Origin of the sequence: Paraburkholderia phenazinium (assembly GCF_900141745.1) — a bacterium.
Classification (GTDB): domain Bacteria; phylum Pseudomonadota; class Gammaproteobacteria; order Burkholderiales; family Burkholderiaceae; genus Paraburkholderia; species Paraburkholderia phenazinium_B.
This window is the reverse complement of sequence record NZ_FSRM01000001.1, coordinates 3,386,991-3,403,353: the sequence shown is the minus strand read 5'-3', so window position 1 is coordinate 3,403,353 and position 16,363 is coordinate 3,386,991. Positions and strand designations below refer to the sequence as shown.

Here is a 16,363-nt window from a genome sequence, read left to right as displayed (position 1 = left end):
GCAAATCGTGCGTTCGATGATACCTGCAATGAGGCCGGTTCACGCTGCCGTGCGTAGCAAGATCCGCATATTTGCTTAGAAGAATAATGCGTTTGTCTTATACAAGTACGTGCCGTATCGTCGTTGCTGACTAGTCCGTAGCGAACGATATGACGACAACACGTTTTCTCTCCCGTGGGTTTTTCACGCCTCTTGCGTTTGTTGCGGGGATGGCCTCGCCGCGTCTTCGTGACGTGGTGGCAACAGCATTTGCAAAGGCGTTTGCAAAGGCGTCTGTACTGGCAGCGTTGGCATTGACCTCAGTGGGTCTGACCACATGGCCTGACATGGCGTGTGCCGCCGATCTGCCCGTGCTGAAAGTCGGCGACCAGGCGCTGCAAACACGCGGCATTCTCGAAGCGTCGGGGCAACTGAAGGATCTGCCGTACCAGATCGAATGGTTCAACTTTCCTGCCGCACAGCCACTCGGTGAGGCACTGAACGCGGGTGCCGTGGATGTGGGTGGCCTCGGCGACGCGCCGCTGGTGTTCGCGCTTGCAGCAGGCGCCCAGGTGCGCGCGGTGGCCGCGACGCGCTCGCATCCGGTCGATCTCGCGATCGTCGTCGGCGCGCATTCGCCGCTCACCGATGTGGCGAGCCTGAAGGGCAAGCGTATCGCCACGACGCGCGGCTCGATCGGTCACTTCCTCGTGCTCGCGGCCCTGAAAAAGGCCAATATTCCGCTCTCCGATGTCACGCTGGTCTTCCTCGCGCCAGCTGATGCAAAGGCGGCGCTTGCATCGGGCAGCGTGGATGCCTGGTCCGTGTGGGATCCATACACGGCGTTAAGCGAGTCCCGCGATCACGACCGTATTCTGGTCAATGGCGTCGGCCTGTCGGAAGGGCTGAGCTACCAGGTTGCGACCGAACGCGCCATCGCCGATAAACGTGCGGTGCTAGCGGACTTCCTGCGGCGCGTGGCGCTTGGCCAGCAGTGGGCGCTGTCGCATCCCGAGGAGGTCGCAGCGATGCAGTCGCGCGTGACTGGCTTGCCGCCCGACGTGCTGAAAACCGTCTATCAACGCGGTCAGGTGCATCCGGTCGCGATTGACGACGGTGTGATCGCGGCGCAGCAGCGTACCGCCGACACCTACACAGCCGCCAGCGTCATTCCCGCGCGCCTCGATGTCAAAGCGAGCTTCGACCGCAGTTTTCCTGTGCCTTAAACTTGTGAACTGCCGGCCCCCGAGTCCTTAAGTATCCTTGAGCCGTCAGCAGGCCTGAACATAACCACGGCCGCCACAGCGCGGCCGCGCCGGAGTTGCGATGAACGCCCCCGAGTTCGAACCCACCGCCGCGCACGCCGCGGCGCGACGCCATCCGCCGCTTGATAGCGACGTGTTCGATGCCTTGCTTGAGCAACTGACCGGCGAGTTCGCGGCAAGCGCCGCAGACTACGACCGTAGCGGCGATTTTCCCCATGCCAATCTGGCGCGCCTGCATCAGCACGATCTGCTGTCGCTGACGGTGCCGGCCTATCTCGGTGGTGCGGGCGCCAGCCTGCCGCAAGCACTGAAGGTAGTGCGTGCGGTGGCGCGTGGCGAGCCATCCACGGCGCTCGTGCTGGTCATGCAGTATCTGTTTCATCATCGCTTGCAGGGCAACCAGAACTGGCCGCGTGAGTTGCGTCAGCAGGTCGCCCGCGAAGCCGTTCGCGACGGCGCGCTGATCAATTCTTTGCGGGTCGAGCCCGAACTCGGCACGCCGGCTCGCGGCGGTCTGCCCGGCACGCTCGCTGCGCGTAGCGGCGACGGCTGGATTATCAACGGCAGCAAGATCTATTCGACCGGCAGCCCCGGCCTGACGTGGCTGGCGGTGTGGGCGCGCAGCGACGAAACACTGCCGCGTGTCGGCGTGTGGCTCGTCCGACGCGATACGCCTGGCGTGCGGGTCGGTGCGTTGTGGAATCATCTCGGCATGCGCGCGACGGGTAGCCATGAAATCGTCTTCGACAACGTCTTCGTGCCGGCGGAGCATGCCGTCGACATCCAGTTGCCCGGCGCGCCGGGCGCCGGACTGGACGCCCTTGGCATGGCATGGATGAGCGTGTTGCTGTCGGCGGTGTACGACGGGGTGGCGCGTGCTGCGCGCGACTGGTTCGTGCATTGGGCGACGACTCGCGCGCCCGCCAATCTCGGTGCGCCGCTCGCGAGTCTCGCGTCGTTTCAGCAAACGCTTGGCCGCATCGATGCGCTGCTGTTCAGCAACCGCGTGCTGCTCGATGCGACGGCGCACATCGAGCGGGTGGCGCTCGACGAGGCACCGCTCGTCAAATACACGGTGACGAATCAGGCGATCGAAGCGGTGCAACTGGCCGTGGAGGCGAGCGGCAATCCGGGCTTGAGCCGTGATAATCCGCTCGAACGTCACTACCGCGATGTGCTGTGCGCACGCATCCACACGCCGCAAAATGACTCGGTGTTGCAGGGTGTCGGACGGGCAGGATTTGCGGTGCGCTAGTCAGCGTCCATTCATCAGAAGATTCAGTGTAAACGCTGGCTCGCACAATCAATTTAATGCGTCTAAATTATCGCCACCTGGGCAAAATAGTCGAGGGACCAGACGGCCGTGTGCAGCGGTCTGTCACGGGCGAAAGCGTAGGGTCAGCGGCCATCTGCGGCTGATTGCTTCGTTCAGCCGGACCGCTGCGTGTCGTCTTGGGTCTCTCTTCATCCCATCTGTAGCTCGGTCATCCCGCGGCGAGTCTCCCTCCGTTTGTGCATGCCTTCGTGGCGCGCGGATAAGCTCTGCCGCGTGGCACTTTCAGTGGTCCATCCATTCCCCGTCCCTTGTTCCGTTGAGTCTCGCCGGTAGCAGGCGCGGCGCACTGCGCTGCATCGTCGCCGCATGTCTGTCCTTCCGGTGAGGCTGCCCGCCGGGCCGCCTCGCTGCGTCCGCGGGTGAGCTTTTGCTATCCTGTCGTTAAACCTTCACATAACGGACCGTATCCCCACTTCCCAGATGGCATCGAACTACCGATTGCTCACCGTCGCCGTGCTGGCCGCTTCGCTCGCGCTGGCCGGTTGCGACGACCAACAGGGCCAACGTGCTGTGCAAAAACTCAAGGAACTGTTCAACGCCATCAAGCCGGACGCGCTGTTGCTCAAGGGCCTCACGCCCGGCGTGACGACTGAGGCGGAAATTCGCAACCAGATGGGCAAGCCGGAAACCGAACGCACGTTTACCGACGGCTCGAAGCGCCTCGAATATCCGCGCGGCCCGCAGGGGCTCAACACCTATATGGTCGACATCGACCGTGACGGCAAGCTGCAAGCCATTACCCAGGTGCTGACCGCGGCCAACTTCGCGAAGATCCAGCCCGGCATGACCGAGGACGAAGTACGCCGTCTGCTCGGCAAACCGGGCCAGGTGGCGGTGTTTCCGCTCAAGCCCGAGACCGTCTGGAGCTGGAAGTGGCGCGAGGGCGGCGTGACGGAAGAGGGTTTCTTCAACGTGCACTTCGATGCGTTTCACAAGGTCTATACGACATCGCGTTCCGACGTGATACGTGGACGATAGGACGACAAGGAGAAAACATGCTGCGGCGACGTGCTCACTCGCGCATTGGTCTCGTGCTCGGCGGCGGCGCTGCGCGGGGCTGGGCGCATATCGGCGCCATCCGCGCGCTGCATGACGCGGGCATCAAGCCGGACGTCGTGTGCGGCACCTCGATCGGCGCGCTGGTCGCGGCGGTTTATGCGAACGGCGATCTCGACTGGCTGGAGGATTGGGTGTCGCGTCTGACCTGGCAGACGGTGCTGCGTCTGCTCGACCTGCGCATTTCCGGCGGCCTGCTGGGTGGACGCAAGGTGATCCAGGTGTTCGCCAACCGGTTCAACGGACGTGAGATCAGCCAGTTGCAGATGCCTTTTGCCGCGGTGGCGACTGAACTCGATTCGGGCCGCGAAACATGGTTGCAGGACGGCAGTGTGGTGGATGCAGTGCGAGCGTCGATCGCAATTCCGGGTATTTTCACGCCGGTGTGGCATAACGGTGTGTGGCTCGTGGATGGCGGTCTGAGCAATCCCGTGCCGGTGTCGGTGGCGCGCGGCATGCGTGCCGATTGCGTGATCGCGGTGGATCTGAACAACGACATTCTCAATGGCCGCGACTTCGGCGGCCTCACCGCTGCAGCGTCGCCGGTGATCGATCCGACCGCGCCGCCGCCCGGTTCGTTGCGCAAGAACGGCAAGCCGTGGCCGCGCTGGCTCGCGCCTTCGGAGGACGAGGTGGCAGCCGACGTGCGCGTCGCGCCCGAGCCGAGCGCCCGGGTGCCGTCGATGCTGAGTTCGGTCGCGCAGAGCATCGACATCATGCAGGTGCGGATCACGCGCAGCCGTCTGGCGGGAGAGCCCGCCGACATCCTGATTCAGCCGCGCCTGGGCGGCATGGGCATTTTCGATTTTCACCGCGCGGCGCCGGCAATTGCCGAAGGGCGCGCGGCGGTCGAGCATATGCTGCCGGCGATTCGCGCCCGGCTAGGGATTGAGTGATCAGACGCCGCCGAGATTCTTCGAGGCAATGACCCGGCAGATCCGCTTGCCCGAGCTTTCGCTCGTCACGTCTTCGAATAGCAGAATCGCGCAGTCGACGAGCGCGTCCACGACCACTTTGGGCTCGAAGGCGGCGTACAGCCGCCCGTCGGGCTGACGTGTGTCCTCGCCTTCGGTGACGCGCCATGACAGATACAGCACACCGTTCGGTCGCAAGAGGCGCCTGAGATTATCCACGGCGAGAGGAATCGATTCGGCCGGCAAATGCATGATCACCGTCTCGCAGACGATATTGTCGAAACGTTCCTCGATCTCCTCGAGCGCCGGCAGGGTGGCCTCGCGAAACTCGATCTCCGGATGCAGACGGCGCGCTTCGGCAAGCAGGCCCGGCGATGCGTCGAAGCCAGTGACCTCGTAGCCGTGCTCGGCCAGCCATCCCGCATCGCGGCCGTTGCCGCAGCCGATCTCGGCGGTCGTGCCTTGCGGCACCAGATGCGTTTCCAGCAATGCGTAGAGGTCGTTCGGAGGCGGCTGATCCAGCCATTCCTGGCTGTAACGGGCGGCGTCCTTCGTGTAGGCATCGAGCGTCGTGGAGTCGAAACGGGCAGTCATGCTCGAAGTCCTCGGGGGAGTTGTGCGGGCGGGGATATACATCCCAGGCAACCGCAGTGTAGCGGGGTTTGCCCTGATCGTGACCGCAAGTCGCGCCCAGGCCTGCGCCGCGCCGTCTATCGAAAAAGCGACCCGAAACTTGCTAAATCGCCACGCGTGGACCCGTGGTCCAACGCGCTTGCCAACACCTATCGCCCGCTAAAACAGGCGTTTTGCGCCGTCACCACGCTGAATCGTCCAATGTTGCGTCGCAACACGGCAGCGGCGGCCTGTTTGAGCAAATCTTTTTCGCTTGCGAGTATCCGCGCCATGCCTGAATCCTGAACCCCCGACATCTGGATGGAGACAAACGTGTTCCTTTACGGCTTTGGTCCGGTGCTCATCGCCGGTACGATCCAGACGATCGAACTGTCGGTCCTGTCGCTTGCGGCGGCGGTCCTGCTCGGGCTGGGCGGTGCGGCGGCGAAACTCTCGTTCAACCGGCCGCTGCGCGTGCTCGGCACGGCTTATACGACGCTGATCCGTTCGGTGCCCGATCTCGTGCTGATGTTGCTGCTGTTCTACAGCATCCAGATCGCGGTCAACGACCTGACCGACGCATTGAATCTGCCGCAGTTCGACATCAACCCGTTCGTGGCGGGTGTCATCACGCTGGGCTTCATCTACGGCGCGTACTTCACCGAAACCTTCCGCGGCGCGTTCCTCGCAGTAGCGCGCGGCCAGCTCGAAGCGGGCGCGGCTTACGGCATGAGCGGGGCGCGCGTATTCACGCGCATCCTGTTCCCGCAGATGATGCGTTTCGCGCTGCCAGGCATTGGCAACAACTGGCAGGTGCTGGTGAAGGCGACCGCGCTGGTATCGATCATCGGTCTCGCGGACGTCGTCAAGGCCGCCCAGGACGCCGGCAAGAGCACCTTCAACATGTTCTTCTTCATCCTGATCGCCGCGCTGATCTACCTTGCCATCACCACGGTGTCGAATCTCGTCCTGATCTGGCTGGAGAAGCGTTATTCGATTGGCGTGCGGCACGCCGAGCTCTGAGAGAAAAGACACGATGATCGAAATCCTTTCCCAATTCGGCCGGGCTTTTCTTTACTGGGACGGTCAGCGTCTCTCCGGCCTTGCGGTGACCTTGTGGCTGCTGGTGGCGTCAATCGGTATTGGCTTTGTCTGTTCAATCCCGCTGGCGGTGGCGCGCGTGTCGAAGAAACGCTGGCTGTCTACGCCGGTGCGCATCTACACCTATGTGTTTCGCGGCACGCCCTTGTATGTGCAGTTGCTGCTGATCTACACGGGCATGTACAGCCTCGAGTTCGTGCGCTCGCACCAACTGCTCGACGCGTTCTTCCGTAGCGGTTTCCATTGCGCTATTCTCGCGTTCGCGTTGAACACCTGTGCCTATACGACCGAGATTTTCGCGGGGGCGATCCGTTCGACCTCGCACGGCGAAGTGGAAGCGGCCCGCGCCTACGGCATGAGCTGGTTCACCATGTACCGCCGCATCATCGTGCCGTCCGCGCTGCGCCGTGCTCTGCCGTTGTACAGTAACGAAGTGATCCTGATGCTGCATGCCACGACCGTAGCCTTCACCGCGACCGTGCCGGACATCCTCAAGGTGGCTCGCGACGCCAATTCGGCCACCTACGATTCGTTCAGCGCGTTCGGTATCGCGGCGCTGATCTATCTTGCGGTATCGTTCGCGCTGGTGGCGTTGTTCCGGCGCGCCGAGCGGCACTGGCTGGCGTATCTGGCGGTGCGGCCGCATTGAGCGGCATGATTTTGCCGCGGGTCACCGCGTCACCCCTGTTATATGTTCCATGACAGGTTCGAATTCACCTTGGGAGAGCGACTTGCTCCACACGACTCAGACTGAAGCCTGCAAGCTCGCCGTGCAGGACATCCACAAGCGCTATGGCGATAACGAAGTGCTCAAGGGCGTGTCGCTAAACGCCAACAAGGGCGACGTGATCAGCATCATCGGCGCGAGCGGGTCGGGCAAGAGCACGTTCCTGCGCTGCATCAACTTTCTGGAGCGGCCGAACGCCGGGCAGATCGTCGTGGATGGCGAGACGGTGCGTACCAAGGCCGATCGCGGTGGCAATCTGGAAGTGGCCGACCACAAGCAGTTGCAACGCATCCGCACGAAGCTCGCGATGGTGTTCCAGCACTTCAACTTGTGGGCGCACATGAACGTGATCGAGAACATCATCGAGGCGCCGGTTCACGTGCTTGGGCTGTCGCGTCGCGAAGCGGAAGAGCGCGCTCGAGAGTATCTGGAGAAAGTGGGTCTCGCGCCGCGGCTGGAAAAGCAGTATCCGTCGCATCTCTCCGGTGGCCAGCAGCAGCGAGTGGCGATTGCCCGCGCGCTGGCGATGAACCCCGATGTGATGCTGTTCGACGAGCCGACGTCCGCGCTCGATCCGGAGCTGGTCGGCGAAGTGCTGAAGGTCATGCAGAAGCTGGCCGAAGAAGGCCGCACGATGATCGTCGTCACGCACGAAATGGGCTTTGCGCGCAACGTGTCGAATCACGTGATGTTTCTGCACCAGGGCCGCACGGAGGAAGAGGGCGTGCCCGCCGAGGTACTCAGCGCGCCACGCAGCGAACGCCTGAAGCAGTTCCTCTCCGGCAGTCTGAAGTAACGCCCACCGCGCGTCATACATTACTTTGCCGATGGCTCGACCGTCCAGTCCGACCCGCACCACGCAGGTGGCGATCGTTGCATTGCCACCGGTGTCGATGTCGGGCGTCGGGCCGATTGTCGATGCGCTCAATCTCGCCAATGAGATCGATGGCCGCGCGTTATACCGCTGGCAGGTGTGTTCGTGGGACGGCCGTCCTGTGCCGCTCGCGGGCGGCGCGCAATGGCCGGCTGATGCAGCCTTTGGCGATGCCATCTCCTGCGACTGGCTGATCCTCGTCAGCGAACGGTTTCAGCAGTTCGCCGATTACCGTCTGTTCCTTGCCAGTCTCTCGCGGGTCGGGCAGCGCACGCCGCTCGTCACCGGCATCCATCATGGCGTGTGGTGGCTTGCCATGGCGGGGCAGTTGTCCGGTTATCGCGTGAGCGTCAACTGGGAAACCTATCAGCAGTTCTCCGAGCAGTTCGAACGCTCGATCGTCACCCAGCAGATCTTCGAAATCGACCGCGACCGCGCCACCTGTGCGGGCGGCCAGGCAACCGTGGATTTCATGCTGGCGATGATCGCGCGTGACCATGGTCCCGAACTCGCTGACCGCATCGCCGATACCCTCGGCGTCGGCGTGTTGCGCGCCGGTGAAGAGCGGCAACGCATTCCCTACGTGACGGCACCGGGCGAACGCCATCCGCGTCTGAACGATGCCCTGCTGCTGATGGAAGCGAATATCGAAGATCCGCTAACAAGCGACGAAATCGCGGGCCTCGTCGGCGTGTCGCGGCGGCAACTGGAGCGGCTGTTTCGCCAATACCTCGGCTCGATGCCGTCCAAGTACTACCTTGGGCTGCGTCTGTCGAAAGCGCGTACGCAGTTGCAGCGCACCAGCAAATCCGTCGTGCAGATCAGTCTCGCGTGCGGGTTTTCGTCGGCGGCGCACTTTTCGAATGCGTATCGCGAGCGTTTCGGCGTGACGCCGCGCGAGGACCGTCGCAACTGGATCGAAAAGCAGACGAGTGCGACCGGCACGGCAACGAGCGAACCGCGGCCAGCCGCGTTGATCGAACGTCCTGATGATACGGCGCGTTAGTCATGGGCCATGCCAGCCAACCCATGTGGCATGCGACGGCAACAAGCCCGACAGAACGCGTCGCGTATGAGCAAGACGTTTCACACGCGGTTATCTACACTGAAGCTATTACCCGCTACCTGTAACGAGGATTTGCCATGAACGACCAGACTGTGACACGCCAGACTTTCGACGAAGTGATGGTGCCGGTGTTCTCTCCCGCCGCCTTCGTGCCGGACCGCGGTCTCGGGTCGCGCGTCTGGGATACGCAGGGCCGCGACTATATCGACTTCGCGGGCGGCATCGCCGTCACCGCGCTTGGCCACGCGCATCCAGAACTGCTGAAGGTGCTGAGCGAGCAGGGCGGCAAGCTTTGGCACATTGGTAACGGTTACACGAACGAACCGGTGTTGCGTCTCGCCAAACGTCTCGAAGCGCTGACGTTCGCCGACCGCGCGTTCTTCGCCAATTCCGGCGCCGAAGCGAACGAAGCGGCGCTGAAGCTGGCGCGTCGCGTCGCTTTCGACCGTCACGGTATCGAGAAGGACGAAATCATCTCGTTCACGCAGTCGTTCCATGGCCGCACGTTTTTTACCGTGAGCGTCGGCGGTCAGCCGAAGTATTCGGAAGGCTTTGGACCGGTGCCGCAAGGTATCCGTCATCTGCCGTACAACGATATCGAAGCCGCACGCGAGGCGATCGGCGCAAAAACCTGTGCGGTGATCGTCGAGCCGATCCAGGGCGAAGGCGGCGTGATTCCGGCGGATCCGGCGTTTCTGAAAGCGTTGCGCGAGGCGTGCGATCAGTATGGCGCACTGCTGATTTTTGACGAGGTACAAACGGGTGTGGGCCGCAGTGGCACTTTCTACGCGTACGAGGACACCGGCGTGACCCCGGACATCCTGACCACGGCGAAGTCGCTCGGTAACGGCTTCCCGATTGGCGCGATGCTGACGACCAACGAACTCGCCGCACATTTCAAGGTGGGTGTGCATGGCACGACGTATGGCGGCAATCCGCTCGGTGCGGCGATTGCGGACAAGGTGGTCGAACTGATCAGCGATCCGAAGCTGCTCGAAGGCGTGCGTTCGCGCAGCGAGACGCTCAAGGGGCATCTGGCGGAGCTCGACGAACGCTTCGGCATTTTCAAGGAAGTGCGCGGCAAAGGATTGCTGATTGGCGCGGAACTGAACGATGCCTTCAAGGGCCGCGCCAAAGACTTCGTGACGGCAGCGGGCCAGCACGGCGTGATCATGCTGATGGCGGGTCCCGATGTTCTGCGTTTCGCGCCGTCGCTGATCGTGCCGCTCGACGACATGAGCGAAGGTTTTGCGCGTCTGGCAAAGGCAATAGAAGCAGTGATCGGCGCGACAGCTGAAGCGCCGGCCCGTTAATCTGGCGTCACACTCAACCAACGGAACGACGATGCTCTTCGTACGCCCCGGCCGCCTCGCCGATCTCGATGCGCTCGAACATATGGCGCGCACGGCTCAACCCGTGCTGCACTCGCTGCCGCATGACCGCCGTGCGCTCGAAGCACGCGTCGCGCTGTCCGAAGACTCGTTTCGTGCGGAAGTCGATTTTCCGGGCGAGGAGTTTTACCTGTTCGTGCTCGAAGACAGCGAGACCGGCAAGCTGTTGGGCACGGCGAGCATCGTTGCCGCCGCCGGTTACTCGGAGCCGTTCTATGCGTTTCGCAATGACGCGTTGATTCACGCGTCGCGTGAACTGCATGTGAATCGCAAGATTCACGCGCTGACGATGTCGCATGAGCTCACCGGCAAGAGCCGGCTGGCGGGCTTCTATATCGACCCGTCGCTGCGTGGCGACGCCGCCGCGCATCTGATGTCGCGCTCGCGGATGATGTATATCGCCGCCAATCGAAAGCGCTTCACCTCCGAAGTGTTTTCGCTGCTGCTGGGCGTGACGGATGACGACGGCGTGTCGCCATTCTGGGAAGCGGTGGGGCGCAAATTTTTCGGCCGCAATTTCGCGGACATCGAAATCGAATCGGGTGGCCGTAGCCGCACCTTTATCGCCGAAGTGATGCCGAGTTATCCGGTGTATGTGCCGCTGTTGCCGGAATCGGCGCAGCGTGTGCTGGGCGAGCCGGACGAAAAAGCGCTGCTCGCGTATGAGATTCACCTCGAGGAAGGCTTCGAAACGGATCGCTTCGTGGATATCTTCGACGCGGGTCCGGTGTTGACGGCTCAGATCGATCGCAGCGCCTGTGTCAGGCGCAATGAAATGAGGACAGTACGCGAAGCGGCAGCCGGCGAGCGTGGCACCACGTGGCTGATCGCCAGCAACCGCGCGGACGACTTCCGCTGCGTGCTGGCCGCTTTACCTGACGAGAAGGCAATGGGCGCGCCGCTGCCGCTAGCGGTGCGCGACGCGCTTGGCGTGCAGAACGGCGACCCGGTGCGCTGCGTGGCGCTGCATCAGCCGGCCGAAGAGCATCCCTACGAACTTTCGGGAGAAGCAGAATGATCGTCGTTCGCGTCGTGCAGACGGGCGATGTGGACGCGCTCGTCGCGCTCGCTCAGGAGACTGGCCCCGGTCTCACCACGTTCAAGCCTGACCGCGATGCACTCGAAGCGCGCGTGGCGCGTTCGCGCCGCACGATGGAAGACAAGGCTGCGCCGCATGAAGCCGGCTACTTCTTCGTGATGGAAGACACCGCCACCGGCGACGTGGCTGGCGTATGCGGCATCGAAAGTTCGGTCGGCCTGGAGCAACCGTTTTACAACTATCGTGTGAGCACGGTGGTGCATGCGAGCCAGGATCTGGGTATCTGGACACGCATGCATGCGCTCAACATTTCGCACGACCTGACCGGCTACGCGGAAGTCTGCTCGTTGTTCCTGAGCCCACGTTACCGCACGAGCGGCGTGGGTGGCTTGCTGTCGCGCTCGCGCTTCATGTTTCTCGCACAGTTCCGCGAGCGCTTTCCACAGCGTCTGTGCGCTGAATTGCGCGGCCATTTCGATGCGAACGGCACCTCGCCATTCTGGCGCGCGGTGGGCTCGCATTTCTACCAGATCGATTTCAACGCCGCGGACTATCTGAGCTCGCATGGCCGCAAGGCATTTCTCGCCGAGCTGATGCCGCGCTATCCGGTGTACGTCGAACTGTTGCCGCAGGAGGCGCAGGACTGCGTCGGCCTGACGCATAACGACACGATTCCCGCGCGCAGGATGCTCGAATCCGAAGGGCTGCGTTACGAGAATCACGTCGATATTTTCGATGCGGGTCCGGTGCTCGAATGCCATATCGCCGACTTGCGAACGGTCCGCGAGAGTGTGGTGGTGCCGGTCGAGATCTTCGCGCTGGGGGCAACGCCCGAGCCGCAGGATGGGCCGAGGTCGCTGGTGTCGAATACTTCGCTCGGCGATTTCCGCGTCGGCGTTGCGGCAGGCGTGCCGAAGGACGGCGTGTTCCGTCTTGCCGCCGACGAAGCCGCGGCGCTCGACGTGAAGGCGGGCGACCCGGTACGGGTGCTGCCGCTGAAACATAAACAGGGATGATCATGACTGAGCTTTTCATCGACGGCGAATGGGCCGCCGGCACAGGACACGTATTCACCTCGCGCAACCCCGGCACGGGTGCGACGGTGTGGGAAGGCCACAGCGCATCTGCTGAAGACGTGGACCTTGCAGTGCGCAGCGCGCGCGATGCGTTTGCAACGTGGTCGACGTTGAGTCTTGAAGATCGCTGCGGCATTGTGCGCCGTTTCGCTGCGCTGCTGACCGAGCGCAAGGAAGCGCTGGCCGAAGCGATTGGCCGTGAGACGGGCAAGCCGCTGTGGGAAGCGCGCACCGAAGTGGCGTCGATGGCGGCCAAGGTCGAGATTTCGATTCAGGCGTACAACGAACGTACCGGCGAAAAGCGCACAGCGATGGCAGACGGCACTGCTGTGCTGCGGCATCGTCCGCATGGTGTGGTGGCAGTGTTCGGGCCGTATAACTTCCCGGGTCACTTGCCGAATGGGCATATCGTGCCGGCGCTGATCGCTGGTAACGCGGTGGTGTTCAAGCCGTCCGAACTCGCGCCGGGTGTCGCCCGTGCGACTGTGGAAGTGTGGCGCGACGCCGGCTTGCCGGCGGGCGTGCTGAACCTCGTGCAGGGCGAGAAAGATACCGGTATCGCGCTGGCGAATCACCGGCAGATCGACGGGCTGTTCTTCACCGGCAGCTCGGACACGGGTACGTTGCTGCACAAGCAGTTCGGCGGCCGTCCGGAAATCGTGCTGGCGCTGGAGATGGGCGGCAACAATCCGCTCGTGATCGGACCGGTTGAGGATATCGACGCAGCAGTGCATCACACGATTCAATCCGCTTTCCTGTCGGCAGGGCAGCGCTGCACTTGCGCACGTCGTATCCTCGTGCCGAATGACAGCTTCGGCGACCGCTTTATCGAGCGTCTTGCCGATGTGACTTCACGTATCACAGTGGGCGAATACAACGCCGAGCCGCAGCCGTTCATGGGCGCGGTAATCTCGGCGCGGGCGGCCGCACGCCTCGTCGGCGCGCAGGCGCATCTGCTCGAAGCCGGTGCCCGGTCCCTGTTGACGATGGAGCAACGCGACCCGCAACTCGGCTTCGTCACACCGGCCATTCTCGATGTGACGAACGTGCACGACCTGCCCGACGAAGAGCACTTCGGCCCGCTTGCGCAAATCATTCGCTATGCGAATTTCAATGACGCGATCGAGCGCGCCAACGATACGGCCTTCGGCTTGTCCGCAGGCCTTCTTGCCGACGACGAAACCCTGTGGACGCACTTCCAGCGCACGATCCGCGCCGGTATCGTCAACTGGAACCGGCCGACCAATGGTGCGTCGTCCGCGGCGCCGTTCGGCGGCACGGGACGCTCGGGCAACAACCGTCCGAGCGCGTATTACGCTGCCGACTACTGCGCCTATCCGATGGCCTCCGTCGAAAGCGCGCAACTGCAAATGCCCGCGAGCGTGTCGCCGGGCCTTCATTTCTGAGGATCGACGATGCAAGCCACTGAAGCCAATTTCGACGGCCTCGTCGGCCCGACGCACAACTACGCCGGGTTGTCGTTCGGCAATGTCGCGTCGCAGAACAACGAGAAGTCCGTCGCCAATCCGAAGGCTGCTGCGAAGCAGGGCCTGCGCAAGATGAAGCAGCTTGCTGAACTCGGTTTCCATCAAGGCGTGCTGCCGCCGCAAGAGCGGCCGTCGATGCGCCTGTTGCGCGAACTCGGCTTTTCCGGCGACGACGCGACGGTGATTGCGCGTGTCGCGAAAGATGCGCCCGAGTTGCTGGCTGCGGCGAGTTCGGCATCGGCGATGTGGACCGCAAACGCGGCGACGGTGAGCCCATCTGCGGATACCGAAGACGGCCGCGTCCATTTCACGCCGGCCAATCTGTGTAGCAAACTGCATCGTGCGATCGAACATGAATCGACGCGCCGCACACTGCGCGCGATCTTCGCGGAGCGCGACCGGTTCGAAGTGCATGAAGCGCTGCCTGGCACGCCGGCACTCGGCGATGAAGGCGCGGCGAATCACACGCGCTTTTGTGCGGAATATGGCACACGTGGTGTCGAATTCTTTGTCTACGGTCGGAGCGAATATCGGCGTGGACCGGAGCCGAAGCGCTATCCGGCGCGTCAAACCTTCGAGGCGAGCCGAGCGGTAGCGCAGCGTCATGGGCTTGCGGAAGCGGCGACTGTCTATGCGCAGCAGAATCCCGACGTGATCGATGCTGGCGTGTTTCACAACGACGTGATTGCGGTCGGCAATCGCAACACGCTGTTCTGTCACGAACTGGCGTTCGTCGAGCAGCAAGCGGTGTACGACGAGCTGAGAGCGAAGCTTGGCAAGCTCAATGCGAAGTTCGACGTGATAGAGGTCCCGGACGCGCGGGTGGGTGTGAGCGATGCCGTGACGTCGTATCTGTTCAACAGCCAGTTGCTCACGCGCCCCGACGGCAAGCAGGTGCTGGTCGTGCCGCAGGAATGCCGCGAAAACCCACGGGTGGCGGAATATCTGGATGGCTTGACTTCGCACGGCGGCCCGATCGACGACGTGCTGGTGTTCGACCTGCGCGAGAGTATGAAGAACGGCGGCGGCCCGGCTTGCCTGCGTTTGCGGGTGGTGTTGAGCGAGGCTGAACGCGCGGCGGTTACGCCCGGCGTGTGGATCACCGACACGCTGTTTGGCCGGCTCGATGCGTGGATCGAAAAGCACTATCGCGACCGCCTCGCGCCGGCCGATCTGACCGATCCGAGCCTGCTGCTCGAATCGCGCACGGCGCTGGATGAGTTGACGCAGATTCTCGGGCTGGGTTCGTTGTATGACTTCCAGCGCTGAGCACGGCATGACACACGACCCGCGCAATGCGCTGTTGAGTGATTTTCTTGCCTACACGTTAGCGGGCACGCAGCCGTCAGCGGGTGAAGCCAAGGGCGTGTGCGCAAATGGCGTGCGCTGGACGTGGCTTGACGAAGGCATCCTGCAATTCGAACCTGCGGAGGCTTCGGGCAAGCGAAGCGTGCTGGCCTCGGCCGGTGTGCACGGCGACGAGACTGCACCGATCGAACTGCTGTCGGGGGTGGTGCGCGATATCGCCGAAGGGCGGACCGCGCTGACGTGCCGTCTGCTGGTGATACTGGGCAACGTCGCCGCGATGCGCGCCGGCTGCCGTTATATTGACGACGACCTGAATCGGCTCTTCAGCGGTCGGCATTCTCAGGTGCCGAATAGTCGCGAGGCGCCGCGTGCGATTGCACTGGAACGCGCAGCGACACAATTCTTTGCAGATGCCTCCGATGCACCAGGCGCCCGCTGGCACGTCGACATGCATACGGCGATTCGCGCGTCGGTCTTCGAGCAGTTTGCGCTGCTGCCGCACACCGGTGCGCCGCTCTCGCGGGCGATGTTCGAATGGTTGCGCGATGCATCCATTTCGGCGGTGCTGCTCCACACGACGAAGGGCAACACGTATTCGCATTTCACTGCGCAAGTGTGTGGTGCTGAAGCGTGCACGCTGGAACTCGGCAAGGTGCGGCCGTTCGGCCAGAACGACCTCGCGCGGTTCGCCGGCGCGGATAGGGCACTGCGTGATCTGCTGGCTGGCGTTGAAGACAACGCAAGCGAACCTTTGCCGCGCGTGTTCACGGTGATCGATCAGATCACGAAGCAAAGCGATGCGTTCGAATTGCTGGTCGCAGCAGATGTGCCGAACTTCACGCCATTCGAGCAGGGCACGCTGCTCGCGCGCGATGGCGATTATCGTTATGTGGTGCGTCATGCCGAAGAGCGCATCGTGTTTCCGAATCCCACCGTGAAGCCGGGTTTGCGCGCCGGATTGCTGGTGATCGAGACGACCGGGGCGACGCTCGCGGCGCTTGCCTGAACAATTCGCCGTACTTCACGTAGCGGCGATGGGCCCATCGCCGCATTCCCCACACCTTGTACAATCCCGCCCTCGCGGCCGGTCCGCCCTCGTGACCGGTTGCGATGCAAAATCACAACGGCCGCA

At 63.0% G+C, this 16,363-nt stretch carries 15 protein-coding genes; 14 read left to right on the top strand and 1 reads right to left on the bottom strand.

Annotated elements, in window-relative coordinates:
• Window positions 1-326 precede the first annotated feature (326 nt).
• The 4 genes from BUS06_RS15315 to BUS06_RS15300 all read left to right on the top strand — a co-directional run bounded on the left by BUS06_RS15315 (window position 327) and on the right by BUS06_RS15300 (window position 4,532).
• On the top strand, window positions 327-1,205 hold the full coding sequence (locus BUS06_RS15315; protein WP_074266109.1) for an ABC transporter substrate-binding protein: 879 nt from the start codon (window positions 327-329) through the stop codon (window positions 1,203-1,205).
• Window positions 1,206-1,305: 100 nt separating this feature from the next.
• Window positions 1,306-2,499 (top strand): acyl-CoA dehydrogenase family protein, encoded by a 1,194-nt coding sequence (locus BUS06_RS15310; RefSeq protein WP_074265036.1) that lies wholly within the window; start codon window positions 1,306-1,308, stop codon window positions 2,497-2,499.
• 501 nt (window positions 2,500-3,000) lie between these two features.
• Window positions 3,001-3,558, top strand: a complete 558-nt coding sequence (gene bamE / locus BUS06_RS15305) for an outer membrane protein assembly factor BamE domain-containing protein (RefSeq protein ID WP_074265035.1) — start codon at window positions 3,001-3,003, stop codon at window positions 3,556-3,558.
• A 17-nt stretch (window positions 3,559-3,575) separates the two neighbouring features.
• Window positions 3,576-4,532: a patatin-like phospholipase family protein gene (locus BUS06_RS15300; RefSeq protein ID WP_074265034.1), complete on the top strand. Its 957-nt coding sequence runs from the start codon at window positions 3,576-3,578 to the stop codon at window positions 4,530-4,532.
• Here the strand turns inward: BUS06_RS15300 and BUS06_RS15295 are convergent, their stop codons facing one another.
• Complete coding sequence (locus BUS06_RS15295; RefSeq protein ID WP_074265033.1) at window positions 4,533-5,144, bottom strand: class I SAM-dependent methyltransferase; 612 nt, start codon at window positions 5,142-5,144, stop codon at window positions 4,533-4,535. It abuts the gene before it with no gap.
• A 351-nt stretch (window positions 5,145-5,495) separates the two neighbouring features.
• On the opposite strand from BUS06_RS15295, the gene BUS06_RS15290 reads away from it, so the two are divergent.
• From BUS06_RS15290 to astE, 10 genes are all read left to right on the top strand, one after another.
• Window positions 5,496-6,185 carry an ABC transporter permease gene (locus tag BUS06_RS15290; protein ID WP_074265032.1) on the top strand — a complete coding sequence of 230 codons (690 nt, stop codon included), beginning with the start codon at window positions 5,496-5,498 and terminating at the stop codon, window positions 6,183-6,185.
• Between the two features lie 13 nt (window positions 6,186-6,198).
• Window positions 6,199-6,912 (top strand): ABC transporter permease, encoded by a 714-nt coding sequence (locus tag BUS06_RS15285; RefSeq protein WP_074265031.1) that lies wholly within the window; start codon window positions 6,199-6,201, stop codon window positions 6,910-6,912.
• Window positions 6,913-6,961: 49 nt separating this feature from the next.
• A complete protein-coding gene (locus BUS06_RS15280) occupies window positions 6,962-7,786 on the top strand; it encodes an ABC transporter ATP-binding protein (RefSeq protein ID WP_143787523.1) in 825 nt (274 codons plus the stop codon).
• Between the two features lie 31 nt (window positions 7,787-7,817).
• Window positions 7,818-8,870: a GlxA family transcriptional regulator gene (locus BUS06_RS15275; RefSeq protein ID WP_074265029.1), complete on the top strand. Its 1,053-nt coding sequence runs from the start codon at window positions 7,818-7,820 to the stop codon at window positions 8,868-8,870.
• Between the two features lie 137 nt (window positions 8,871-9,007).
• Window positions 9,008-10,243, top strand: a complete 1,236-nt coding sequence (locus BUS06_RS15270; protein ID WP_074265028.1) for an aspartate aminotransferase family protein — start codon at window positions 9,008-9,010, stop codon at window positions 10,241-10,243.
• 31 nt (window positions 10,244-10,274) lie between these two features.
• The gene (gene aruF / locus BUS06_RS15265; protein WP_074265027.1) at window positions 10,275-11,339 is read left to right on the top strand and encodes an arginine/ornithine succinyltransferase subunit alpha; all 1,065 of its coding nucleotides are present in this window, start codon (window positions 10,275-10,277) and stop codon (window positions 11,337-11,339) included.
• Window positions 11,336-12,376, top strand: a complete 1,041-nt coding sequence (gene astA, locus BUS06_RS15260) for an arginine N-succinyltransferase (protein ID WP_074265026.1) — start codon at window positions 11,336-11,338, stop codon at window positions 12,374-12,376. The genes aruF and astA overlap by 4 nt, the downstream gene beginning before the upstream one ends.
• A 2-nt stretch (window positions 12,377-12,378) precedes the next feature.
• Complete coding sequence (gene astD / locus BUS06_RS15255; protein ID WP_074266108.1) at window positions 12,379-13,842, top strand: succinylglutamate-semialdehyde dehydrogenase; 1,464 nt, start codon at window positions 12,379-12,381, stop codon at window positions 13,840-13,842.
• A gap of 9 nt (window positions 13,843-13,851) precedes the next feature.
• Window positions 13,852-15,192: an N-succinylarginine dihydrolase gene (gene astB, locus BUS06_RS15250; protein WP_074265025.1), complete on the top strand. Its 1,341-nt coding sequence runs from the start codon at window positions 13,852-13,854 to the stop codon at window positions 15,190-15,192.
• Window positions 15,176-16,237, top strand: coding sequence for a succinylglutamate desuccinylase (gene astE, locus BUS06_RS15245; RefSeq protein ID WP_074265024.1), 1,062 nt, complete (start codon window positions 15,176-15,178; stop codon window positions 16,235-16,237). Before astB ends, astE begins: the two co-directional genes overlap by 17 nt.
• Window positions 16,238-16,363: the final 126 nt, after the last annotated feature.